At 59.4% G+C, this 22,751-nt stretch carries 19 protein-coding genes and 3 riboswitches; of the genes, 8 read left to right on the forward strand and 11 right to left on the reverse strand.

All coding sequences use genetic code 11. The features are described from left to right. Positions 1-24 precede the first annotated feature (24 nt). From ACIOTL_RS13675 to ACIOTL_RS13685, 3 genes are all read left to right on the forward strand, one after another. Positions 25-732 (forward strand): HNH endonuclease family protein, encoded by a 708-nt coding sequence (locus ACIOTL_RS13675; RefSeq protein WP_332488394.1) that lies wholly within the window; start codon positions 25-27, stop codon positions 730-732. Between the two features lie 170 nt (positions 733-902). Continuing rightward, positions 903-1,115, forward strand: a complete 213-nt coding sequence (locus ACIOTL_RS13680) for a hypothetical protein (RefSeq protein WP_105657967.1) — start codon at positions 903-905, stop codon at positions 1,113-1,115. A 175-nt stretch (positions 1,116-1,290) separates the two neighbouring features. After that, positions 1,291-3,324: a 5'-nucleotidase C-terminal domain-containing protein gene (locus tag ACIOTL_RS13685; protein WP_400343125.1), complete on the forward strand. Its 2,034-nt coding sequence runs from the start codon at positions 1,291-1,293 to the stop codon at positions 3,322-3,324. 70 nt (positions 3,325-3,394) lie between these two features. Here the strand turns inward: ACIOTL_RS13685 and ACIOTL_RS13690 are convergent, their stop codons facing one another. The 9 genes from ACIOTL_RS13690 to ACIOTL_RS13730 form a co-directional block, all read right to left on the reverse strand. Then, positions 3,395-3,718: a putative quinol monooxygenase gene (locus ACIOTL_RS13690; protein WP_400343126.1), complete on the reverse strand. Its 324-nt coding sequence runs from the start codon at positions 3,716-3,718 to the stop codon at positions 3,395-3,397. 4 nt (positions 3,719-3,722) lie between these two features. Beyond that, positions 3,723-4,142 (reverse strand): MmcQ/YjbR family DNA-binding protein, encoded by a 420-nt coding sequence (locus tag ACIOTL_RS13695; protein WP_105657964.1) that lies wholly within the window; start codon positions 4,140-4,142, stop codon positions 3,723-3,725. 10 nt (positions 4,143-4,152) lie between these two features. Continuing rightward, positions 4,153-4,569, reverse strand: a complete 417-nt coding sequence (locus ACIOTL_RS13700; RefSeq protein ID WP_332502855.1) for a CoA-binding protein — start codon at positions 4,567-4,569, stop codon at positions 4,153-4,155. A gap of 104 nt (positions 4,570-4,673) precedes the next feature. Next, complete coding sequence (locus ACIOTL_RS13705; protein ID WP_400343128.1) at positions 4,674-6,092, reverse strand: NtaA/DmoA family FMN-dependent monooxygenase; 1,419 nt, start codon at positions 6,090-6,092, stop codon at positions 4,674-4,676. A gap of 2 nt (positions 6,093-6,094) precedes the next feature. After that, entirely contained in the window at positions 6,095-7,336 is a 1,242-nt protein-coding gene (locus tag ACIOTL_RS13710) for an acyl-CoA dehydrogenase family protein (RefSeq protein WP_400343130.1), read from the reverse strand. Positions 7,337-7,374: 38 nt separating this feature from the next. Continuing rightward, a complete protein-coding gene (locus ACIOTL_RS13715) occupies positions 7,375-8,997 on the reverse strand; it encodes an ABC transporter ATP-binding protein (RefSeq protein WP_133834323.1) in 1,623 nt (540 codons plus the stop codon). Between the two features lie 28 nt (positions 8,998-9,025). Continuing rightward, entirely contained in the window at positions 9,026-9,718 is a 693-nt protein-coding gene (locus tag ACIOTL_RS13720) for an ABC transporter permease (RefSeq protein ID WP_286172245.1), read from the reverse strand. 209 nt (positions 9,719-9,927) lie between these two features. Next, complete coding sequence (locus tag ACIOTL_RS13725) at positions 9,928-10,884, reverse strand: ABC transporter permease (RefSeq protein WP_133834321.1); 957 nt, start codon at positions 10,882-10,884, stop codon at positions 9,928-9,930. Positions 10,885-10,895: 11 nt separating this feature from the next. Next, entirely contained in the window at positions 10,896-12,527 is a 1,632-nt protein-coding gene (locus ACIOTL_RS13730) for an ABC transporter substrate-binding protein (protein ID WP_388024584.1), read from the reverse strand. A gap of 123 nt (positions 12,528-12,650) precedes the next feature. Further along, positions 12,651-12,742, reverse strand: a riboswitch (SAM riboswitch). A 285-nt stretch (positions 12,743-13,027) separates the two neighbouring features. Here ACIOTL_RS13730 and ACIOTL_RS13735 point away from each other — a divergent pair. From ACIOTL_RS13735 to ACIOTL_RS13745, 3 genes are all read left to right on the forward strand, one after another. Continuing rightward, on the forward strand, positions 13,028-13,891 hold the full coding sequence (locus tag ACIOTL_RS13735; RefSeq protein WP_400343132.1) for an NAD(P)H-binding protein: 864 nt from the start codon (positions 13,028-13,030) through the stop codon (positions 13,889-13,891). A gap of 215 nt (positions 13,892-14,106) precedes the next feature. After that, the gene (ggt, locus tag ACIOTL_RS13740; protein ID WP_400343133.1) at positions 14,107-15,930 is read left to right on the forward strand and encodes a gamma-glutamyltransferase; all 1,824 of its coding nucleotides are present in this window, start codon (positions 14,107-14,109) and stop codon (positions 15,928-15,930) included. A 203-nt stretch (positions 15,931-16,133) separates the two neighbouring features. Beyond that, positions 16,134-17,240: an IS110 family transposase gene (locus tag ACIOTL_RS13745; protein ID WP_400343135.1), complete on the forward strand. Its 1,107-nt coding sequence runs from the start codon at positions 16,134-16,136 to the stop codon at positions 17,238-17,240. 291 nt (positions 17,241-17,531) lie between these two features. Here the strand turns inward: ACIOTL_RS13745 and ACIOTL_RS13750 are convergent, their stop codons facing one another. Further along, positions 17,532-18,935 (reverse strand): LLM class flavin-dependent oxidoreductase, encoded by a 1,404-nt coding sequence (locus ACIOTL_RS13750; protein ID WP_400343137.1) that lies wholly within the window; start codon positions 18,933-18,935, stop codon positions 17,532-17,534. Positions 18,936-18,992: 57 nt separating this feature from the next. Continuing rightward, positions 18,993-20,324, reverse strand: a complete 1,332-nt coding sequence (locus ACIOTL_RS13755) for an acyl-CoA dehydrogenase (protein WP_400343139.1) — start codon at positions 20,322-20,324, stop codon at positions 18,993-18,995. A gap of 15 nt (positions 20,325-20,339) precedes the next feature. Further along, positions 20,340-20,431, reverse strand: a riboswitch (SAM riboswitch). Between the two features lie 267 nt (positions 20,432-20,698). Then, positions 20,699-20,800: riboswitch (SAM riboswitch) on the forward strand. Between the two features lie 5 nt (positions 20,801-20,805). Between ACIOTL_RS13755 and ACIOTL_RS13760 the strand changes: the two genes are divergently transcribed. Then, positions 20,806-21,627 (forward strand): ABC transporter ATP-binding protein, encoded by an 822-nt coding sequence (locus tag ACIOTL_RS13760; protein ID WP_400343141.1) that lies wholly within the window; start codon positions 20,806-20,808, stop codon positions 21,625-21,627. A gap of 87 nt (positions 21,628-21,714) precedes the next feature. Next, positions 21,715-22,737 (forward strand): aliphatic sulfonate ABC transporter substrate-binding protein, encoded by a 1,023-nt coding sequence (locus ACIOTL_RS13765; RefSeq protein WP_400343143.1) that lies wholly within the window; start codon positions 21,715-21,717, stop codon positions 22,735-22,737. Positions 22,738-22,751: the final 14 nt, after the last annotated feature.

A 22,751-nucleotide genomic window follows, 5' to 3' on the forward strand; every position in this document is an offset into this window, starting at 1 on the left:
CCACCTTAGGAGTAGTACTACCGCATGCGTTCGCTGCGTCGCACCTTATCTTTGTTCGCCCTCCTGTCCACCCTGGCTCTGAGCTCGTGCTCTTCATTGGAGACCATTGAGTTCCCGCCCCTTCCTGATGCCCAAGCCGCACCGACGCCAAGCACCGCAGAACAACGTGATATCTACGCAGAATCCCTTGAACTGCTCAATGAAGTTACGGTCAAAGGCCGCGCACCAAAAACCGGCTACGACAGAGCGGAATTCGGCAAGGGATGGAAAGATCCGGACCGCAATGGATGCGATGCGCGCAACGACATCCTTTCGCGCGATTTGGTGGACGTGACATATAAACCGGCCACGCGACCCTGCGTTGTATTGAGCGGAACGTTCGATGATCCCTACACGGGCAAGACCATCGAATTCAAGCGCGGCCAAGGCACCAGCACCTCCGTGCAAATCGACCATGTTGTCGCCCTGTCCGATTCCTGGCAAAAGGGCGCGCAGCGCTGGGATGCCGAGACCCGCTTGGAATTTGCCAATGACCCGCTGAACCTGCTGGCTTCCGATGGCCCCACTAATGCTTCCAAAGGCGACAAGGACGCGGCATCATGGTTGCCACCCAACAAGAGCTTCCGTTGCACTTACGTCTCGCGGCAGACCCAGGTAAAAGCCAAATACGACGTTTGGATGACCAAGGCAGAGCACACCGCGATCGGGAACATCCTCAAATCCTGCATCTAGCAGTCAGGCAGCTTCGCCGGGCCTCATAGCCGTACGCAGGACATCGCACGGAAACATCCACCTTAAGGCTTATCGTCAAATCGATGGACTTGTGGCAAAATGGATATTACTCAACACGTTAGCGATTATGTTCTGCGATGGCTTGGCCTGATCCTCTACTGCAAGGGCGCATGATGAAGACACGAATCCCCGGAGTCCTCCTACTGGTTTCCAGCGTGTGCATCTTCAGTTTTGCACTGACCACCACGCAGCGCGAGGCAGCCACTGCCTGCTGGGTCGTCTCCACCCTCATGTTCATTGGAGCAGCCATGCTGCTGCTGAGTGCGATCCTTGGAACTTCCACCGTCACCGCAGGTGACCCGCGGCATAAGCGTCAGCAATAACTGCATACTCCTCTAATCAGAAGCAACCTCTTGGCCTATGGCTGGGAGGTTGCTTCTGTTGAATAACCGACAGTACTTGTACTTCTGCACCTAAATTTAACGCCAAAGCATCGACAGGTTCATTCAGATGCGATAGACATATGTCTTGTCACACTCGTCACTTTTAGGAGTACCCATGCCTGCATTCAGGCAGATAAGAAAACTCGGTCTCGCTTCGCTGGCAACGATTTCGCTGGCCGCCACCGGTGCCGCAACAGCTCAGGCTACATCCACGCAGAGTGCTTCCCTGTCGCCAGCTGCGGGTACTGAAGCCGTCACCATTGATCTAGTTGGCATCAATGACTTCCATGGCCGCATTTCTGCTGACAGAAGCTCTGCCGGCGCTGCTGTGCTGTCCGGTGCTGTAGATGGAATGCGTGCAGAAAACGAAAACACCCTATTCGTCTCCGCCGGCGATAACATCGGCGCCTCAACCTTCGCTTCCGCCTCGCAGGATGACGAACCAACCATCGCTGTCCTGGGTGCTGGCGGCCTGGATGTCTCGGCAGTAGGCAACCACGAGTTCGACAAGGGATTCGCGGACCTGACCGGACGCGTCATCGACAGCTACGCCGATTCCAGCGGTGTCAACGGCGCAGACTTCGCACTGGGCGCCAATGTCTATGAAAAGGGCACCACGGCTCCTGCCCTCCAGGAATACGCGATCCGCGAGATCTCCGGTATTTCCGTGGGCTTCATTGGCACCGTTACCGAAGACATGCCTTCGCTGGTTTCCCCAGCTGGCATCGCCGACCTGGATTTCGGCAGCGAACTGGAAGCAGCGAACCGTGTAGCTGAGCAGCTCTCCGATGGCGATGAAGCGAACGGCGAGGCAGATGTAGTGGTGCTGCTGACCCACAACGGTTCCGCTGGCGATCAGTGCGCAGATATTGCCGAAGAAGACAGCGCCTATGGCGAGCTCGTTCGCGAGGCCAGCAACGAGATCGACGCGATCTTCTCGGGCCACACCCACCAGTCCTACGACTGCGAAATCGCGGGCCGCCCGGTGATCCAGTCCCACCAGTACGGCACCACTTTGGGCAAGGTTTCCTTGCAGGTAGATCCTGAGACTGGCGAAGTCACCGAGGCCGCTACCGAGCGCATCGCCTTGGCAACCGAGGGCGCTGACGGCGAATGGGTGGGCAACTTTGATGCCAATGCCGAGGTCGCAGAAATCGTTAGCGCCGCTGAAGCCGAAGCTGAAGTGGTCGGCAGCGTGAAGATCGGCGCCATCTCTGAAGACATCCTTCGTGGTGGAGAAGAACCCGGCCAGGACCGAGGCGTTGAATCCACCCTGGGCAACACCGTAGCCGACATCCACCTATGGGCTACCTCTAATGAGGATTTCGCCAGCGAACCAGCCGAGATCGCATTCATGAACCCAGGCGGCCTGCGTGCCGACCTGCTCTACGGCCAAGATGGCACAGTGTCCTACAAGGCCGCAGCCGAGGTCCAGCCATTCGCCAACACCCTGATCACCTTCAACCTCACCGGGGCGCAGATCCGCGAGGCCTTGGAGCAGCAGTGGCAGCCTGCAGGATCGGAACGCAACAAGCTGCATCTGGGCATTTCCGAGGGTCTCGCCTACACCTACGTCGAGGACGCTGCCCAGGGCGAGCACATCAAGGACATCACCTTCAAGGGCGAGCCACTGGACGAGGAAGCAACCTTCCGTGTCGCAGCCAATGCATTCCTGGCTACCGGTGGCGATAACTTCGCCGCGTTTGCCGCCGGCACCGATCATGCTGACTCCGGCCAGATCGATTTGGACGCCACCGTGAACTACTTCAAGGCACATGACGTTGTTGAGCCGGCTCCGCTGGGCCGCGCGGTCCTGCAAGAGCCTGTTGCGCCAACGCAGTCGCCGGATCCTTCGGATGAGCCAACCGGGGATCCAACTGATTCGCCGGAACCATCTGAGGATGCAACCGACGACGCGACCGAAGAACCTACCAGTTCGCCAGAGCCAACCGGGGACGCGACCCGGTCCCCTGACTCGTCTGGCGAGCCTAAGGACGAGCAGAAGGATGATTCCCAGAACCGGGACTCCGAAGACCTAGCTGATACCGGATTCGGCACCAGCTGGATCGGCATCGTCGCCGGTGTCGTTGTCCTGGCAGGCATCGCCTTGGTACTGATACGCCGCTTCGGCAACAAGGCCGGACGCTAGAGCCCAAGGGCAAAGATAAAGGCAAAGGGAAGAACCAAGAGGTTCTTCCCTTTGCCTTTGTCCCAATAACCTAGTCGATGACCAGTTCGCCCATGGAATCCCAGCCATCGCCGTCTACCTTGCGGGAAACGATCTTCGGGGTGGAGACCAGGTGTGGTCGCATGGACTCAAGACCGGCAGCGAAGTGGGCGGAGTTCACGTGGTTTGCCGCGGCTTCGTCATCGCGGAAGGCCTCAACCAGGACGAATTCGTTGGGGTCTTCGACGCTCACGGACCAATCGAAGAAGATGTTGCCCTCTTCGGCGCGGGTTGCCGCGGTGAATTCAGCGACATGGCCCATGAAGTTCGGGGTGGATTCTGGCTTTACTTGGTATTTAACAACGATGAAGTACATGTCTCTAGTCTAGGGTTCCCTTGTTAATTGCGCCTTGCAAACGAATGTATTCTTTATCCCTTTGGGGCATGCCGTCGACCACTAAATCGTATGAATCCTCGATGAGCTCGCCCATCAGTTGCGGGTCGAGTCCTGCACGAACCGAATTCCAGTGCTTCTTATTCATGTGATAGCCCGCGGTGATCTGCGGATGCTCGCTGCGCTGCTGGTCTGCCAGAGCCGGTTCGCATTTCAGGTTCAGCACCAATTCGCCTTGCAGGTGCATGAGCAACCCAAATATTTTGCCTTTGCCCGGATCACTGCCCGCCACCTTGAATACGGTGCTGTCAGGGCCGAAGGGGTAATCGGCGTAAGCGCACGGCATGCGCAGGCACAGCTGCGCCCACGCATTTTCCAATTCTTCTTGCCCAGCTGTTGTTGCCATCAATGCCTCACTAGCGAAATGGGTACTCGATCTTGGGGCAGGTATCCATTACTACGTCCAGTCCCGCATCCTTGGCCCGTCGGGCGGCAGCTTCGTCAATGACGCCCAGCTGCAACCACACCGCCTTCGCTCCTACGGCAATGGCTTGGTCAACGATGTCTCCCACCTTGGAAGAGTTCACGAAGCAATCCACCACGTCAATGGGGCCTGGAATGTCGGCAAGCTTCGCGAAGCCCGGTTCGCCCATTACAGTTTCCGCGCCTAACGACACCGGAATAATCTGCATCGACAGTTCATCACGCAGGAAACGGGCGATAGACGGAGCTACGCGAGCTGGGTTGTTGGTCAGCCCGACAACCGCCCAGCGTCCAGGCGTGCTCAACAGCCTGCGGATTGTTGCCGAATTATTTACGTGCTGCGTGTCCATGCACGACACCATACCGCGTTGCTGGCACTTTTGGCGTCCAGGTACTGAAGTACGTCCAATTGGCAGGACCCGCCCATGCCACTGGCCTTCCAAGCGTTCGGAATTCACTGCTGCAGCTGAACCGCTTTCCCAGTGGCTGCCGCGCTGTTCTGCGAGAACGCCCCGCGGTGCTTAGCCGCCGGATGATGCGCGGGCAGGTAATCGCCACGGCCAAAGACCTTCTGGCGCAGGCTGCCCTCTGCATATCCACTTTGGGCCAGGCCACGGCGGCGCAGTTCGGGCAGCACTCCGTCAATGAAGTTGTCGTAGGAGCCGGGAAGAACATGATTCATCACGTTCAGGCCATCGATACCAGCATCCTGCCAGCGTTCGAGCTCATCGACAATTTGTTCCGGGGTCCCCGAAATCTGCTGTGCCTTGGCGCGGTAGTAGGCCAAGTCGCGCAGGGTCGGATTGCCGCCGGGCACCGAAGCCCGGGCTGCTTCAAGTACTCCCTGCGCGCCCTCGGTCTGGATCTGGCCGATCGGGGTATCCAGGTCCAGTCCGCCCAGATCCACTCCGATACCGCCGCCGATGTGCGCGATGATGGCGTCCAAGTCCAGGTACTCGTCGTATTCGGCTTCCAATGCCTTGGCTTCAGCTTCCGTGGAACCGACGAGGAAGGACAAGCCGGCAAAGACCTTGATGTCATCGCGGCCGCGTCCGGCAGCAGCCAGGTGCTCGATCAGCTGGGCATTCTTCTTCGCCACGTACTGTGCGTGCGGGGCAAAGAGGAAGGTCGCCTCGGCGTGAGTGGCCGCGAACTGCGAACCGCGTGCCGACGAACCAGCCTGGAAAAGGAACGGGGTGCGCTGGGCACTTGGCAGTGCCAGGTGCGGACCGTCAATGGAGTAGTAGTCGCCGCGGTGGTTGATTTTGTTGACCTTGGCCGGATCTGCGTAGATTCCGGAAATCTTGTCGGCCAGCAAGGCGTCCTCTTCCCAGGAGCCCTCCCACAGCTTGTAGGCGGCGTCGACGTATTCTTCGGCCCAACCGTAGCGGTCATCATGCCCGACCAGTTCTTTCCCGCCGAAATTGCGGTGCGCATTTTCCAGTACGCTGGTGACGATATTCCAGGCCACACGCCCCTGCGAGAGGTGATCCAGGGTGGAGATCTGCCGGGCAAACTGGAATGGATGGGATTGGATGACCGAGCTGGTCATCGCCAGGCCGATGTCCTTGGTGCTGGCGGCCAATGCCGAAAGCAGGACCAGCGGATCATGGCTGGGGACCTGCAGTCCCTTTCGTACGTGCGATGCCCAACCACCCTCATGCTCGCCGTAAAGGCCAACCACGTCAGCGAAGAACAGCGAATCGAACTTTGCCTCTTCCAGCTTCTTGGCCAGGTCAACCCATAGGCCCAGTTCATGGAACCGATGCTGCTGCGTTTCGGGGTGGCGCCACATTCCGCCAAGGATATGGCTGGAGGTGTTCATCAAGAAGGCCGAAAGCAGCAAGCGCGGGCGTTCGTTGAAAGTACCCATGATTATTTTCCTGCCTTTGCTTCGCCGATCGAGTTCAAACCAGTAGGAATGGTGCCGTTGATGAAGTAGTCCCCCACCGAGCGTGCCTTGAAGGCCACCGGATTGTGGGTGGCCACCGTGCGGGCATTGCGCCAGAAGCGGTCCAGCGACTTGGAGGTCGAAATCGCCGAGGCCCCGGTGACGTCGAAGAGCTCGCTGGTGGCGTCCAGGACCAGCTTCGGCGTGGCCACGTGGGCTTGCTGGACGGCAAGCTCTGCGCGCAGGTAGGCCGCTTGCGGGTCCAAGCCCAGATCCTCGTCGAGCGCCGAATCCAGTTCCCGGGCTGCGGTGACCACGATGCTCTCTGCAGCGAAGACATTGGCCGCCAAACGGCCGACAAGTTCCTGGATCTGCGCGTCATCCTTGAACAGCGCGCCGGAGCCGGTGTTGAAGGTTCGCGTGCGGTTGGCAACGATGCCTGCTGCGGCATTGCGGGCCCCCTTGCCGATACCTGCCAGTACGGCGAGCAGGCACAGCTGGAAGAAGGCAGGTTCGAGGGTGGAAGCTATCTTGCGCTGAATGATATTGGCTTCTTCCACCGCAACGTCAGTGAATATCGCGGTGCCGGTACCGGTCAGCGGCTGGCCGAAGCCATCCCAGTCGTCAAGGATCTCCACGCCCTCGGCATGGCGATCGACGATGGCGTATTGGCGCCCCTCAATCCCGTCGGTGGTCGCCATGACCACTACCCAATCGGCGAAGATCGAGCCAGTGGTGTAGTACTTCTCGCCGCGCAGCACCCAGCCTTGCCCGGTCTGGACCAGCTTGGTATTGGTGGTGCCAAGGGCATTGCCGCCACGCTCGGTCGCAGCGTTGCCGAAGATTTCCCCGGCAAGCACCCGCGGGAACCAGCGGTCCTGGAACTCTGCCGGCTGCAGGGAGATGGTTTCTACGAAGGAGAAGTGGCTGCGCAGCAGGTGCGCCACATTCGAGTCCGCCGCGGCCAGCTCGATCAGCAAGCGGAACAGATGCTCGTGGCTGATAGGCGAACCGCCATGGCTTTCTGGCACACGCAGCGTGGTGAAACCGGCATCCTTGAGCCACTGCACCTGCTCGAAAGGCAGGATGCGCTGCTGCTCGCGTTCGGTAGCGCCCTGCGCGACACGGGTGAACACTTCGTTGAAGTGTGCCAGCAGTTCCTGGTAAGCCGCTTCGGTATGCTGCTGGGACGAAGGGCGGAAAATTGCCAAGGCTTCAGCGCTCATGGTTGCTCCTTTATGATCTGGGAAATGGTTTGGAATGGCTAGGCGCTGCGCGTGCCGGCCAGTTCGCGAAGTACGTTGCCGGGATTCGCCGCAAGCAGCGTTCTGGTGTACTCATGCTGGGGGTTGGAGTAGACCTCTTCGACAGTGCCCGACTCGACGATTTGCCCTCGGCACATCACGCCGACGCGGTGACTAATCCGTTCCACTACATGCAGGTCGTGGGAGATGAACAGATAGGTCAGTTGCTCTTCACGTTGCAGCTGGTCGAGCAATTCAAGGATCTGTTCCTGGGTCAGTACATCCAATGCACTCAATGCTTCATCAAGAACCAGAACTTTTGCGCCGCTAGCTAGAGCACGGGCTATAGCTACCCGCTGGCGCTGGCCTCCGGAAAGTTCACCCGGACGTCTGCCAACCAGCTGTTCAGGAAGGTTCACTTGTTCCATCAGCTGCGCTGTACGCTTCGCACGCCAAGCACTATCACCCAGGCGGTAGTTGACCATTGGCTCAGCGATGATCGAGCCGATTGCCTGGCGGGGGTCAAGTGCCGAGTCAGGGTTCTGGTAGACCAATTGCGCTTCCCGCCACAGATCATAGCGCTGCTTGCCGCTGATGCCGGCAACTTCTTTTCCGTTGACCAACACCGAACCTTCGGTGGCTGGGTGCATTCCCATGATGATTTTGGCTGTAGTGGATTTTCCTGAACCCGATTCGCCGACCAGCGAGAACGTGGTGCCTCGCTGCACTTCAAAACTGACGTTGGAAAGAACTTGGTGTTCGTCGCGGCCTTTGCCGAAGACCTTGCTGAGGCCATCCACAGTGATTGCCATATCCTCCGAGTCTGAAGGTTGCTGTCGATCCTGATGCGCATAGGCCTGATCGAGCAGTGCCTTGGTATATGGTTCGGTGCTTTGCGCTACCAACGCTGGAACGCTGCGGTCCTCCAGGATCCGGCCAGAATTCATCACCAGTACGCGGTCCGCAATGTCAGTCGCAACAGCAAGATCATGGGTGACAAAGAGGACTGTGGTTCCCCTCTGGCGTGCCAGTGACACGAAAACTTCCAATACCGTGCGTTGCACGGTGACGTCCAAGGCGCTGGTTGGTTCATCAGCGATGAGCAGCTGAGGGTTCAAGGCAAAGGCAATCGCAATCAGCACGCGCTGCTTCAGGCCACCAGAGAGTTCGTGCGGGTATTGGTCCAGTCGGCTTTCCGCACGGTCGATATCAACGCTCTCCATCAGCTCAATTGCCTTGGAACGCCATTGCGCCTTGGGAACTGAACGTGACGGATGCAAACGGAAGACTTCAATGATCTGGGAGCCAATGGTCTTCACCGGATCCAGAGAAGCACCAGGATCCTGTGGAACTAATCCAATGCCTGCGCCACGAATCGCACGCCAATCGGCCATGGAAAGATTAGTGACTTCTGTACCGCCGAAACGCACGCTTCCCTTGACCTTCGCGCTTTGCGGCAATAAACCGATGAGTGTCTTGGCCAGGGTGGATTTGCCCGAGCCGGATTCACCAACAATGGCAATGATCTGCCCCGCGGGGACTTCCAAATTGATATTGTCAGCAGCTACTGTGCCCTGGTCGTACTGGACCGTTAGATCTTCAATGCGGATCGCTGCTGAAGAAGCGTCGTTCGTTGCGTTCATGGTCTTGTCCGTTCATCAAAGAGTAGGGCTAGAAGCGGAATGCCTTGTTGATGGCACGTCCCAGTACTGCTGTCAGCATTACCGCCGCCACGATAACCAATCCCGGCAAAGTGGTCAGCCACCATGCCACCGAAAGATACTGGCGTCCTTCGGAAATCAGCAGTCCCCATTCAGGGGTCGGCGGTGGCGAGCCGAAGCCCAGGAACCCCAAACCGGAAATTGCAAGAATCGCAGCACCCAGATCTACAGCCAGCAAGGAGAGAACCGGACCGATGATGTGCGGGATGATGTGGCGACGTAGCACAGTGAAGTATTTGCCGCCGCTCATCAAGGCCGCCTGCACGAAATCGCGTGATCGGACCCTGAGCACTTCAGTGCGCACGAGGCGAGCGAATGCCGCGATCGAAGCGATACCCACACCTAGGCCCAAGGACAGCGGTCCCGGTTCAGTTGCGGTAACCAGAATCAGCGCGATCAGGAAGGCAGGAACTGCCAGGACAACATCGACAAAGCGCATTGCAACGGTGTCTGCGAACCGTCCGGCGGTCGCCGCCAGCAGTCCGAGGACCGAACCCACTACGCTTCCAACCAAGCAAGCCAGACCGGCGGTCAGCAGTGTCTGGTGAGTTCCGTAGACAACTCGGCTGTATACGTCACGCCCCAGATGATCTGTTCCGAACAGGTGCTCCGCATTTGGCGCTAGCAGTTTGTCAGCCGGCACACCCGTAATTGGGTCTTGTCCAGTAAAGAACGAAGGGAAGAAAGCCCACGCCGCAAATAAGAACAGCGGAATGAGAACCCACCAGGCAGCTAACCAGCGTACTGCTGGATTACGTTGACTGGTTACAGTGCTGGTTGGAACTTGGCGCTGATCTTCATTGGCCACTGATCCAATGTGCTTGGTCAAGAGAGTCATTAGTCCTTCTTTCCTTATGCAACCAGCGAGCGGGTTGACCTGCTTGTCGAAGCGACGATTCGCGGATCAATCTGAGGGTGGATGAGATCTACCAGCAAGTTGACCCCCGTGAAGACAATGGCTGTCAGAAGCACCAGTCCTTGGACCAATGGGATATCCTGCGCGGTAACTGACTGCAAGATCAGCTGGCCTAATCCTGCACGCGAAAACACCGTCTCCGTGATAACCGAACCAGCAAGCAGAGCGCCAATGGTGATACCCGCAATGGCTAGTGCGGCAGGGGCCGCGTTCTTCAAGGTGTGCCTGTAGAAGATCCACGCTTCGCTGGCGCCTTTGGCTCTCAGCACGTCGATGAATGGCTGCCTATTAACTTCCTGCACGCTTTTGATTAGCACCTGGGCGATCGGAGCGCTCAGGTGCACGGCGAGTACGAAGATAGGCACTGCCAGCGACATGAATGAGCCGTCCGGGAACAGTGACATCACTCCGAGCTGCACTGCCAGCAGCTGCAGGAGCACCAGGCCCAACCAGAAAACAGGAATGGACACCATTAGCGGTGGCAGATTCAGCAGCGTCTTGCGCAGTTTTTCGCCCTTGGACAGGCTCGCCGCTGAGGCGATGATCAGGGCGAATACCACCGACAAAACGAATGCGCTGCCAGCCAGAATCAGGGTGGATCCAGCTACTTCACCGATTCGATTCGCTACTTCCGAACCGCTGGACAAGGAATATCCGAGATCTCCGCGAAGCAATCCCAGCAGCTGCGTGAAGTACTGCACGAAGACCGGCTGGTCGTATCCGTAGTACGCCTTCATCTGTGCAATGGTGGCCGGATCCGCGGCTGAGTCAGTGCTCAGGAAGATCGTGACCGGGTCATTCGGCAAGGCCTGCACAGCGATGAAAACCGCCGTGTAGGCCAGCCAAATGACCAATATTGCCTGTCCCAATCGTTTTGCGATGTAAATGCCCATGAGCTCGGTTCCTAGCCGTCGTTCTTCCAAGCACCTTGGAAGATTGGTGCGGTACCGGAAGTGAATTCAACGTTGGCGGAGTTATTGGCCCCATAGACCTGAACTTCGTCCCAAAGAATCAAGGTCAAGGCTTGGTCAAGCACCAGGGTACGCTGTTCTTCTTCCACCAACTTCAGGTGCTCTTCTTCGGTGGTTGCTGACTGCTCTTCGGCGAAAAGCTTGTTCAGTTCAGGATCGGCGCGAAGTGTCTGATTGTTGTTCGCAGTTGCGTAGACCGGGCCCAGTCCGCCGTATGCGAACTGGCGGGTGCCGAAGAACTCCACTTTGTCGTCGACAAGCGCGTTGGTCAGGAAAGTATTGTCCGCCGCGCGGTTGACCAGCTGGACGCCAATCTCTCGCCATTGCTGTTCAATCAGTTCGAACGCTGGCTTGATGACCACGGAGTTATTGGAGGTGGAGACCGTTACTTCCAGTTTCTTTCCGTCCTTCTCGCGAATGCCATCCGCGCCCGGCTTCCAACCGGCTTCATCCAATAATTGCTTGGCCTTTTCTGGGTTGTACGCCAGTTCGGAAGATAGGTCTACGAAACCTGGAGCCTTATGGTTCAGGATCGATCCGGAGATGACGTAGCTATCCGAGAGAACGGTTTCCTTAATGGCCTGGCGGTCGATTGCAATCTGCAGCGCTTGGCGGACTTTGACGTCTTCAAGCTTTCCCGAGCCAACACGTACTGCTGCGTGGTTGGTGGTCAGGTCTACGCCTTCAGCAGCTAACACCTTGCCACCGTTGGTACCCAGCACTTGTTCGTCCACCGGTTGCAAGCCTCGGACGAGATCTACCTGCGCGGACTGAACTGCCCCGGCACGGCTAGCTACCTCAGGAAGGTATTTGATAACCAAGGTATCCAGGTATGCATCGCCCTGGTTAGAGGCAGATTCTGGTGCCCAAGCGTAGTCATCGCGGCTGGTGAAAACCACTTCTTCATCAGGCTTTTCCGATTCAAAGACAAACGGTCCGGAACCAACGATCTTGGAGATCGAGGACTGCGCGGCGTTATCCAGTTCAAGGGTTTTCGGGGACACCAATCCAGCAGTTACTGAAGAAGTCGCCCGAAGGAAATTGGCATCCGGACGCTTGAGCGTGACCTTGACCTTGTTGTCCCCAACGACCTCTGCCGACTTGTAGGCGGCAAAGTCAACGTTCGGTGCAATCTGAGCTTCCTTGATGCCCTGACCCAGCGCGTCCAGGTTCAGTTTCACGGCTTTGGCATCCAGTTTGGATCCGTCTGAGAAGGTGACTCCGTCGCGAATGGTGAACGTGAACTCGGTCTTGGCATCGTTGGCTTCGAATCCGCTGGCGATCCAGCCAACCAGCTTGCCAGCTTCCACGTCGTAGTAGGTCAGGCGATCAAGGACGGAATTCAGTACGTTGGCCTTCTCATAGAAACGCGCTGCCTGAGTCTGCCAATTGTTGATGGGGGTAACTTCAGCAAAAGTGAAGGTACCGCCTTCTACTGGTTCCCCTGGATCGGCTGCTGCTTCAGCGGCGCCAGTAGTATTGGCGTTGTTTCCGCATGCAGTGAGTGACAAGCCCAGAACGGCAAGGATTGCAGTGGCCTTCAGGCCAAAATGTGCTGTACGCATGGTTACAGATGTCCTCTCGGTTGGTGCCCCGAGGATTACGCATAGATTCCCTGTACGTTCTGCCTTGATTCCGGGACTACCCACGGCGAGTTTCTTCCGGCAGACCGTTGAGAAATTTAGCAATCTCCATCGGTCCTGGCCTTAGCACCGCTCCCGTTTACGGGTGGTTGCTGCGACTTCAACGAGCCAGGTCTCTCGGTCGCTCTGGATGGGGTGTCCGGCTGTACCGGCCGAACAGTTCAAGTCTGCAACCCCTGAATTCAGCAGACAAGCGTTACGTAAGCAGGGGTCATGAAGTCGCAGAACGCGTCCTGAAACAGCCGATACACGTCATACTGCGCGTCATAAAATGCAATGCGCCGGACATAAAACGCTTTGTGACGCCAACTGTGGACAGATCCATGCGAATCCTTGCTTAATCGGCATTCCCATTCGATGGTTCCGGGAATTACCTCACGTCCTCGCCGGTTGTAGCAGATGCAGACCAACGAGAGGACCCCATGAAGATCGCAATTACCGGTGCCACCGGACAGCTTGGAAATCTAGTCATCGACGCGCTGCTGGCGCGCGGGGCGAATGCCGCTGATCTGGTCGCCATTGGCCGCTCCGAGCAGAAGCTGGAACCGCTGGCAGGCAAAGGCCTGGAAACCCGCGTTGCCGATTACAACGCCCAGCCAACTCTCGTGTCCGCACTCGAAGGCATAGACAAGCTGCTGCTGATTTCGGCCAGCGAGGTGGGCCAGCGCGTTGCCCAGCATGAGAACGTCATCAATGCCGCCAAGCACGTGGATGTCTCGCTGATCGCCTACACCTCAATTGCCAACGCCCTGTCCGGCGGCATGAAGCTCGCCGAGGAGCACATCGCCACCGAACGGCTGCTGGCCGGATCCGGCATCGACTACGTGCTGTTGCGCAATGGATGGTACATCGAGAACTACACCGACCAGCTGATGGGCTACCTCAACAGCGGCACGGTGCTCGGTGCCGCCGGCGACGGCAAGATCAGCGCTGCCGCCCGTGCAGACTATGCGGATGCCGCTGCGGCCGTGCTGCTTTCCGAGGAAAACCAGAACGGCAGGATCTACGAGCTGGGCAGCGACAAGCCATTCACCCTCGCCCAGCTTGCTGGCGCTGTTGGCGCTGCCGCCGGCCAGGACATCGCCTACCAGGAAATGGATCCCGAACAGCTGGAAAAGATCTACGCTGATGCTGGAGTCCCCGGACCATTCGCGCATATCCTCGTCGATACCGACGTGCGCATTCGCGAAGGAGCGCTGGAGGTGAACTCCGGGGAGCTGGCCAAGCTGATCGGCCGGACCCCAGCCTCCTTGGGCAAAGTCATCAAGGACAACCTGAACAAGTAGCCCATTCGCAATCGGTTTCCAGCGGGCAGGCATTCGCGGCGATCGAGGCCGTGGTGCCTGCCCGCTGCTTCAAAGCGTCATAACCAAGAATATTTGCGCGACCAGGGCGAAATTGCCGCGCAAACCCATAGTGCCGCGTGTCACAACCGTGCGGCGAGTTCCCGCTCCCGTAATTTTGGGCATACTTCATCCCCACCTCCAGAGGAGATCAAAGTATGTCACGAGCACGTTTAAGGTCAGTTGCCTGCGCGGCAGCCCTCGCCTTGGGCCTGGGAGCTTTCTCGGCCTTCCCGGCGAGCGCGGAACCACGACACACCCAGAAGGACCCGACTGCTGTCGGAACTGGTGGCGCTGTCTCTTCGGTAGACCCGGAGGCCACCGCTGCCGGCATCGAAGTCCTGCGCAAGGGAGGCAACGCCGTCGATGCGGCCGTGGCAACCGCAGCAGCACTCGGCGTCACCGAACCCTATAGCGCAGGCATTGGCGGTGGCGGATACTTCCTCTACTACGATGCGAAGTCGGGCAAGGTCAGCACCATCGACGGCCGCGAAACCGCACCGGCAGGCATTGCGCATGATGCATTCATCGATCCTGAAACCGGCGAGCCGTATAACTTCACCCCGGAACTGGTCACCAGTGGCGTGTCCGTGGGCGTGCCCGGGACCTTGGCCACGTGGCAGCGCGCACTGGATAATTGGGGTTCGCAGAACCTGAAACAGGTTCTGCGGCCGGCGACCCAGATCGCTTCACGCGGCTTTGTCATTGATGAGACGTTCCGTGAACAGACCCTGGATAACAAGGAACGATTCGCCGCGTTCACCTCCACGAGCGAATTGTTCTTGCCCGGCGGAGATGCCCCGGAGGTCGGGAGCATTTTCAAGAATCCGGATCTCGCACACACCTACCGGATGCTGGCCAAGCAAGGCCTCCAGGGATTCTATGAGGGCGAATTGGCTGCCGAAATCGCCCTAACGGTGCAGGCTCCGCCAAAGAGCGAAGACACCGCCCTCCCGGTTCCCGCAGGGCAGCTGGGCACTGCCGACCTGGCCGGCTACGAAGTGGTGGAGCAGGCACCAACTAAGGTGGACTACCGGGGCTATGACGTCTTCGGCATGGCTCCTTCGTCCAGTGGCGGAACGACCATCGGCGAATCGCTGAACATTCTGGGCGAGTTCGATTTGCCAGCTATGGAAGCACCCGATGCCTTGCATCATTATTTCGAGGCAACTGCGCTCGCCTACGCTGATCGCGGCAAGTACGTCGGCGACCCCGCTTTCACCAACGTCCCGACCCAGACGCTGACGGACAAGTTATTCGGCACGGATCGCGCTTGCGCCATTGATCCGGAGCAGGCAGCAACGAAGCCGGTCGCTCCGGGCGACCTTGAAAACTATGATGGGCAATGCCCTGCTGCCACCAGCGAACCGGTAGAAGAGCAGGATACGGAGAACATCTCCACCACCCATCTGTCGGTCGTGGATCGTTGGGGCAATGTCGTTTCCTACACGTTGACCATCGAGCAGACCGGTGGCTCGGGCATGGTGGTCCCCGATCGCGGTTTCCTGCTGAACAACGAACTGACCGATTTCTCCACGGTGTACGACCCGCAGGATCCGAACCGCATTGAACCTGGCAAGCGCCCGCGTTCCTCGATGGCTCCGACCATTGTCCTGCAGGACGGCGAGCCGGTGCTGGCCATCGGCTCCCCCGGTGGTTCAACCATCATCACCACGGTGCTGCAGACCCTGGTGAACCGCATTGATCTGGGCATGGATATCAGCGAAGCCATCGCCGCTCCACGTGCTTCCCAGCGCAATACGGCAGTGGTCACCGCGGAACCGGAGTTCATCCAAGCCCATGGTTCGGCGCTCGAAGCCTTCGGGCACAAGCTCGCGCCAGCTGGGGATTCCTTCACTCCGCAGGCGGAAATCGGGGCGGTTGAAGCGGTGGAAATCGCTGCCGACGGCACACTCACCGCCGCGGCCGAGCCCACGAGGCGCGGCGGCGGTTCAGCCATGGTGCTGCAGCCAACCGAATAGGCCCGCAGGCAGACGGCGGCCCCCGGCAACTTCATTCGAAGGTGCCGGGGGCCGCTGTCTGCTGCGCTAGCAGGCGATGCGCCTAGACCCTATGAGTAAGAGGTTTTTTCGCCAGGCCTCTTGCGGATCAGGGCCTCACGGTGCAGATTCGTGGATCATCCCCGAGAACGGCTCGGGGATGCCGACATGCAGCGGAGGCCCTGATGTTTACCCAGCGTACTGCGATCGGACTGGATGTGCACGCACGATCCATCCGCGCAACAGCCCTCGACACCCGCACGGGTGAAGTCCTCGAAGCGAAACTCCCCGGCGGGAACGAAGCCATCACGACATGGATCAACGGGATCGCTGCCGACCACGGACCCGTCGCGGTCGCCTACGAAGCCGGTCCTACCGGATTCAGCCTCGCCCGCACCCTCGCGGGCATGAACTACCCGGTGACCGTCGCGGCCCCGTCGAAGCTCCTGCGCCTTTCCGGGGACAAGGTCAAAACCGATGCCCGCGATGCCCTGCTGCTGGCACGACTGATCAAAGTCGATGAACTCGTGGCAGTGCGCGTGCCGACGCTCGTCGAGGAATCCGCCAGAGACCTCGTCCGAGCACGCGAGGACGCCAGGGTTGAGCTGATGATGTGCAGGCATCGGCTCTCGAAGCTCCTGCTGCGCCATAGCTTCATCTATGACGGCAGTACGTGCTGGGGCTCCAGGCATGAGGCATGGCTGCGGCGTATCAGGAAAAACGAGCTCGCAAGCCTTGGCACCGGAACGTTGGCGGCCTTCGACGCTGCCTTCGATGCGGCCACTTTCGGTCTTGCCCGGCGTGACCGGCTCGATGAGCAAATCAACAAGATGGCTGCCGAATCCCAGTTCACTGCCGTGACCAACAGGCTGTGCTGCCTGCGTGGCATCAACACCCTGACCGGGTTCGCTCTCGCAGTCGAGCTCGGTGACTGGGATCGATTCACCGGCCGCACCATTGCGTCCTATCTTGGCCTGGTGCCCAGCGAATATTCCTCGGGGACCAGCAGGTCCTTGGGCGGGATCACGAAGACCGGGAACACCCATGCCCGCCGGCTGCTCGTCGAGGCTGCATGGCATCACAAACCGCGGTACCAGCCGGGGAAAACCATGACCGACCGGTGGGCCAAGGCATCGGCCCAGGCAGCGGCACGGGGCGATGCCGGGAATCGGCGCCTGAACCAGCGGTGGAATACCCTGGCCAGCCACAAGAAGAAGCACACCGTCGCGTGCACCGCGATTGCCCGTGAACTTGCCGGTTGGTGCTGGTCATTGGCCGTGATGGACGAATAATTCTGCAAGACTCGCCTCTCATATCATGCTAAGTGGAGCATGCAGCGTGAAGAGCGCATCAGCGGAAGGCCTATGAGCAGCATCCCAAGAGGTGCCACGCTCGATCCTAGACAAGCTGGTTGCTCTCGCCGAAACAGGGTCATGCGGTAACCAACCCGCGTATGTCAGACTGACCACGCGTCACCAAGACACGCCGCACCACCGGGTCGATCAGGGAGGTGAAAAGCACCCGCTCGGCAATCCAGCCAAGCGGGTGCTAACCCATGCCTACTTGACAATTACGGGCACATATCAGGCCTGCGCGGCCATCCGGTTGGCGATCTTGTACTGGGCTGCGCGGTGGGTGTCCTTCACGCGGTCCCCCTCGCCGAACAGCTTGTGGCGCAGCGAGCCCTCGGCGTATTCGGTCTTGTAGACCCCGCGCGCCTGCAGCTCGGGAACCACGTATTCGACAACGTCCTCGAAGGTGCCTGGAGTGACAGCATAGGCGAGGTTGAAGCCATCAACATCGGTGTAGTCCACCCAGTCGATGAGCTTCTCGGCTACCTCGGCACCCGAACCGACGGAGACCGGGCCGAATCCGCCCACGCCGATCCATTCGGCCAGCTGGCGGATGGTCCATGGCTTTCCGGTATCGCCGCTGGCCTTCTTGAAGGTCTCCACCGAGGACTGGATGGCGTTGGACTTCACGTCGTCGCCGATGACATCGTCTGGTCCGTAGACGGACATGTCGATGCCGGTCCACCCCGAAAGCAGTGCAAGCGACCCCTCGATATCCACGTAGGAGCTGTAATCCTCGAACTTCGCCTGGGCAAGTTCCGAGGTTTCCGCGGTAATGATGGTCTGCATGGCGAAGACCTTGATGTCGTAACGGCCACGCCCAGCGGCCTCGGCAGCGTCGCGGATCTTGCTGACCGCTTCCTTGAGCAGGTCGCGGGTAGGGCAATTCACGAAGATCGCTTCGGCGTTCGACGCGGCGAATTCGGTGCCGCGCTTGGAGGCGCCGGCCTGGTAGATCACCGGGGTGCGCTGGGTGGACGGCTCGGTGATGGCGATGCCCGGGACCTTGAAGTACTTGCCCTCGTGCTCGATCGGGTGCACCTTGGCCGGGTCGGTGTAGACACCGGTTTCCTTGTTGTTCTGCACCGCGTCGTCTTCCCACGAGCCCTCGAGCAGCTTGTAGACCACCTCGAGGTACTCATCGGCGTGGTTGTAGCGCTCGTCGTGCTCCATCTGGTCTTCCTGGCCCATATTGCGGGCGGCCGAGGGAAGGTAGCCGGTGACGACATTCCAACCCACGCGGCCGTTGGTCAGGTGGTCCAGGGTGGCCAAGCGGCGGGCGAAAGCGTACGGGTGCTCATAGGCGGTGCCCGCGGTGACGCCGAAGCCGAGGTTCTCGGTCACGGCGGCCATGGCGGAAACCAGCATCATCGGGTCGTTGACCGGCGCCTGCGCGCCGGAGCCCAGCGGGGTCACGTTGGTGCCCTTGTACACGTCGTAGGTGCCCAGCACGTCGGCAAGGAACAGCCCGTCGAACTTCCCCTTTTCCAGCACCTTGGCCAGGTGGGTCCAGTAGCCCAGGGTGTTGTAGGTCGAGGCCTTGTCCTGCGGATGGCGCCACAGGCCCGGCGACTGGTGCACCACGCAGTTCATGTCGAATGCGTTGAATAGGATCTCGCGCTTGTTCTCGCTCATGGCTTTGCCCCCATAGGTTGGTAATCGTGGAAAGTTGCTGGTGTGCGTCGCAGGCCCTCAGGCCCGCTGGGTCGAATCTTCGCCGGTGACGGACAGCCGCTGCGGCTGGACCCCGTTGATCTCGTAGTCCCCGACGATGCGCGCCTTGTAGATCGCTGGGTTATGGGTGGCGATGGTGCGCGCATTGCGCCAGTGCCGGTCCAGGTTGCAGCCGCTTCTGGTGGAAGAGGCTCCCAGTGCGTCGAAGAGCTTGCTGGTCACGCCGATGGCCAGTGGCTGCACCACGGTTTGCGCGCGGTTGGCGGCCAGCTCGCATACGGCGTAGCGTTCCTCGTCGTTCAGTCCCGGATCGCCCAGGGCGGCTTCAACTTCAAGGACTGCGCCGATCACCACGGAGTCGGCAGCGAAGGACTCCGCGGAAACTTCGCCCACCAGCTGGAGGACCTGGGGTTCCTGGTATACCGGCACCCCGGTTCCAGTGGTGAAGATGCGGGTGCGCGCCTGCACCGCGTGACGCAGGTCGTTCAATGCGGCGCGGGCGATGCCCGCCTGCACGGCCATGAGGACCAGCTGGAAGATCGCCGCTTCGGAGTCATTGGTCTGCTGCGGCATGAAGCAATCCACCGGGACCTGGTGGAATTCGGTGGTGCCGGTTCCGGTGAGGCCCTGGCCGAACCCATCCCAGTCGTCGAGGATCTTGACGCCGCTGCGCTGGGTGGAGACCACGGCGATCTGGCGGCCGGCGAGCTCCGGGTGGGCCACGGCAACGGTGGTCCAGTCGGCAAAAATGGTGCCGGTGCAGTAGTACTTTTCACCGTCGATCACCCAGCGCCCGTCCACGGTGCTGGCCTTGGTGTTCAAGGTGCCCAGGGCGTTGCCACCGCGTTCGGTGTAGGCGTTGCCGATAATCTGCCCGGCAGCGATGCGAGCGACCCACTTCTTGCGCAGCTCTTCGTCCTCCATCGCCAAGACGTTCTCGACGAATGCGATATGCGCACGCCACAGCTGGCCAACGTGGGAGTCCGCCTCGGACAGCTCGATGAGCAGGCGGAAGACATCCACCAGCCGTGCGCCGTAGCCCCCGTCGGCAACGGAAAGGCGCAGCGCACCGAAGCGCTCGCGGTTCAGCAGGCCTACCTGCTCGAAAGGAAGCACGCGGTTCAAGTCGCGGTCCTTGGCGGTTGCGGCGATCTGCGCAAAAACGGGACGGAAGATTTCGGCCAGCCGGTCGTATTGCTCATCCGCACTTGGTCCGGGGGTGATTTTCAGCAATTGCCTAGTCGGCAACTGTTCTTCAAACTTGTCCAGGTCCATTGCGGTGGCCTGCGAAGGGTCACTGAGCTGGTTGAAGTCCAGTCCGAGGGCATTGTGCGATTCACCAATAGGCATCAGGGTTCTCAATTCTTTCCATCGGTCCTGGCGGTAGCACCGTCCCGCTATTGGGGTGGTTGCTGCGGCGTCGTGGAGCCAGATCTCTCAGCCGCTCTGGATGGGTCGTAATTCATTTGTAACGGTAATAAACCGGTGATTCCAACCCGCGAAGTCACATTTCGTCCCAGTGCCGGAAGTGCCCATCTTCAAATTTCACAGCCTAATCCGTGTCCTGCCGAAGATGAGTTGCAAAGTTTTGCTTAATGTCGAGCAAACCGGCCTGCAATAAAATAAATAACGAAATTTCTGGGCAATGTGACGTAGTTGTCGAAGATTTTTTCATATTACGCGAGATTTGCGTTCAAATCGTTCGACTCGTTGTAATGGACACGTAACCATCCCGAGCGGCCGAGAGATCTGGCTCGTTGACGCCGCAGCAACCACCTTTGGAGTTTTGCTCTGCAGGCCGGTGCTACCGCCAGGACCGATGGAGATGAACATGACTCTTTCCTTTGCAGCGCCCGAGGCAGCTCCCGTTGTCTCAGCTTCAAGCGCCCTGGGTGTGCAGTTCAGCAACGTGTCGCGGACCTTCACCACCAAGATGGAAAGCCTCACGGTCCTGGCCGATATCAACCTGCAAATTCCAGCAGGTCAAGTCGTGGCCATTCTTGGAGCCAGCGGTTGCGGAAAATCCACGCTGCTGCGTTCAGTATCGGGCTTGGACCAACCCACCACCGGCACCATCCGCACCGGCACCCGCGAGGTCACCGGCATCAACGAGTTATGCGCCGTTGCCTTCCAGGAGCCCCGGCTGCTGCCATGGCGCTCGGTTCGCCAGAACATTGCACTGGGCCTGGCACCGGAAACCGATAAGCGCGCCGGCAACTCGCTGATCGATGAGTTGATCGAGCTGACCGGTCTGAGCCATGCAGCCAGCTTGCGCCCACGAGAGATCTCCGGAGGCATGGCGCAGCGGGTTTCGCTGGCTCGCGCGCTGGCTCGGCGCCCGGGTGTATTGCTTCTTGATGAACCCTTCGGCGCCCTCGATGCGCTGACACGCTTGAAGATGCAGGATCTGCTGCTCTCGATTCACGCATCGTTCCCCACCACCGTTCTCATGGTGACCCATGATGTGGACGAGGCGTTGACTTTGGCTGACCGCGTGATTGTTCTGGGGCGAGGCGCTGAGCATAGTGCAGCGGGCGTCATCGAAGATCTGTCCATCTCAGCTGGGCATCCACGCCGGCATACCGATGAAAAGTTCGTTGCAGATCGTCTGCACCTATTGCGCCTGCTCGGCGTCGACCCAACCAACCATTAGTCCCGGGCACGCCGTGGGGTCCGAACCATTCGGCGGCCTCTTTGCCTTTCACCTACACCGCTTGCACGCACAATTCTAGGATTCTCCATGCTTTTGAACCGTCTCACCCGCCGCACTGCATTGTCCGCCGCCGCCTTGCTCGTTGGCGCAATTGCCCTGACCGGCTGTGCTGGCGAAAACGCTACAGCCTCCTCGGATGGCCAGACCCTGTCCATCGACTTTGCCACATACAACCCGCTGAGCCTGGTGCTCAAGGAAAAGGGATGGTTGGAAGCAGCCGCCAAGGAGCAGGGCGTAAATGTCGAATGGATCCAGTCCGCTGGTTCCAACAAGGCCAATGAAGCTCTTCGCGCCGACGCAATCGATGTTGGTTCCACAGCCGGTTCCGCTGCGCTCCTGAACCGTTCGAACGGTGCACCCATCAAGACCATCGCACTGTATTCGCAGCCGGAATGGGCGGCCCTGGTAGTGGATAAGGACTCGAAAATCGAGTCCGTTGAAGATCTCGCTGGCAAGACCGTGGCCGCTACAAAGGGCACCGACCCATACTTCTTCCTGCTGCAGGCGCTGGAATCCGCGGGCTTGAGTGAAGCTGACATCAAGCTGCAGAACCTCCAGCATGCCGATGGACGTACCGCCCTGGCCAACGGCTCGGTTGATGCCTGGAGCGGTTTGGATCCGATCATGGCCGCTGCCGAAAAAGACGGCGCGCAACTGGTTTACCGGAACTTGGATTTCAACACCTACGGTGCGCTGAACGCTCGCGAAGACTTCATTGAGCAGAGCCCCGAACTCGCCCAGCTCGTTGTCGATGCCTACGAAAAGGCTCGTGGCTGGGCAGCTGACCATCCCGAGGAAACCGCAGAAATCCTGGCCGACGTAGCAGGGCTCGAACCAGGAGTTGCTGCCACCGTCATTGAGGAACGCTCCAATCTGGACGTTCCGGCAGTTCCCGACGCCAAATTCACTGGAGTCCTGAGCAAGATTGCTCCCACGCTGGTCGCTAGCGGCGATGTCTCGGAGCAGGAATCCGTTGATGAAGCTCTGGAAACCCTCATCGATGACCAGTTTGCCGTCAAGGCAGACGCAACAAAGATCTCCGGAGAGTAACCAGCCATGAGTCC

It is taken from the genome of Glutamicibacter sp. NPDC087673 (assembly GCF_044743255.1).
Taxonomy (GTDB): domain Bacteria; phylum Actinomycetota; class Actinomycetes; order Actinomycetales; family Micrococcaceae; genus Glutamicibacter.

Excerpts from the sequence above, each read along its gene's own strand:
- ACIOTL_RS13690 (WP_400343126.1), bottom strand. The coding sequence starts at position 3,718 with ATGTACTTCATCGTTGTTAAATACCAAGTAAAGCCAGAATCCACCCCG.
- ACIOTL_RS13745 (WP_400343135.1), top strand. The coding sequence starts at position 16,134 with ATGTTTACCCAGCGTACTGCGATCGGACTGGATGTGCACGCACGATCC.
- ACIOTL_RS13755 (WP_400343139.1), bottom strand. The coding sequence starts at position 20,324 with ATGCCTATTGGTGAATCGCACAATGCCCTCGGACTGGACTTCAACCAG.
- ACIOTL_RS13675 (WP_332488394.1), top strand. The coding sequence starts at position 25 with ATGCGTTCGCTGCGTCGCACCTTATCTTTGTTCGCCCTCCTGTCCACC.
- ACIOTL_RS13680 (WP_105657967.1), top strand. The coding sequence starts at position 903 with ATGATGAAGACACGAATCCCCGGAGTCCTCCTACTGGTTTCCAGCGTG.
- ACIOTL_RS13760 (WP_400343141.1), top strand. The coding sequence starts at position 20,806 with ATGACTCTTTCCTTTGCAGCGCCCGAGGCAGCTCCCGTTGTCTCAGCT.
- ACIOTL_RS13695 (WP_105657964.1), bottom strand. The coding sequence starts at position 4,142 with ATGGCAACAACAGCTGGGCAAGAAGAATTGGAAAATGCGTGGGCGCAG.
- ACIOTL_RS13685 (WP_400343125.1), top strand. The coding sequence starts at position 1,291 with ATGCCTGCATTCAGGCAGATAAGAAAACTCGGTCTCGCTTCGCTGGCA.
- ACIOTL_RS13715 (WP_133834323.1), bottom strand. The coding sequence starts at position 8,997 with ATGAACGCAACGAACGACGCTTCTTCAGCAGCGATCCGCATTGAAGAT.
- ACIOTL_RS13730 (WP_388024584.1), bottom strand. The coding sequence starts at position 12,527 with ATGCGTACAGCACATTTTGGCCTGAAGGCCACTGCAATCCTTGCCGTT.
- ACIOTL_RS13735 (WP_400343132.1), top strand. The coding sequence starts at position 13,028 with ATGAAGATCGCAATTACCGGTGCCACCGGACAGCTTGGAAATCTAGTC.
- ACIOTL_RS13750 (WP_400343137.1), bottom strand. The coding sequence starts at position 18,935 with ATGAGCGAGAACAAGCGCGAGATCCTATTCAACGCATTCGACATGAAC.
- ACIOTL_RS13700 (WP_332502855.1), bottom strand. The coding sequence starts at position 4,569 with ATGGACACGCAGCACGTAAATAATTCGGCAACAATCCGCAGGCTGTTG.
- ACIOTL_RS13710 (WP_400343130.1), bottom strand. The coding sequence starts at position 7,336 with ATGAGCGCTGAAGCCTTGGCAATTTTCCGCCCTTCGTCCCAGCAGCAT.
- ggt (WP_400343133.1), top strand. The coding sequence starts at position 14,107 with ATGTCACGAGCACGTTTAAGGTCAGTTGCCTGCGCGGCAGCCCTCGCC.
- ACIOTL_RS13705 (WP_400343128.1), bottom strand. The coding sequence starts at position 6,092 with ATGGGTACTTTCAACGAACGCCCGCGCTTGCTGCTTTCGGCCTTCTTG.
- ACIOTL_RS13725 (WP_133834321.1), bottom strand. The coding sequence starts at position 10,884 with ATGGGCATTTACATCGCAAAACGATTGGGACAGGCAATATTGGTCATT.
- ACIOTL_RS13765 (WP_400343143.1), top strand. The coding sequence starts at position 21,715 with ATGCTTTTGAACCGTCTCACCCGCCGCACTGCATTGTCCGCCGCCGCC.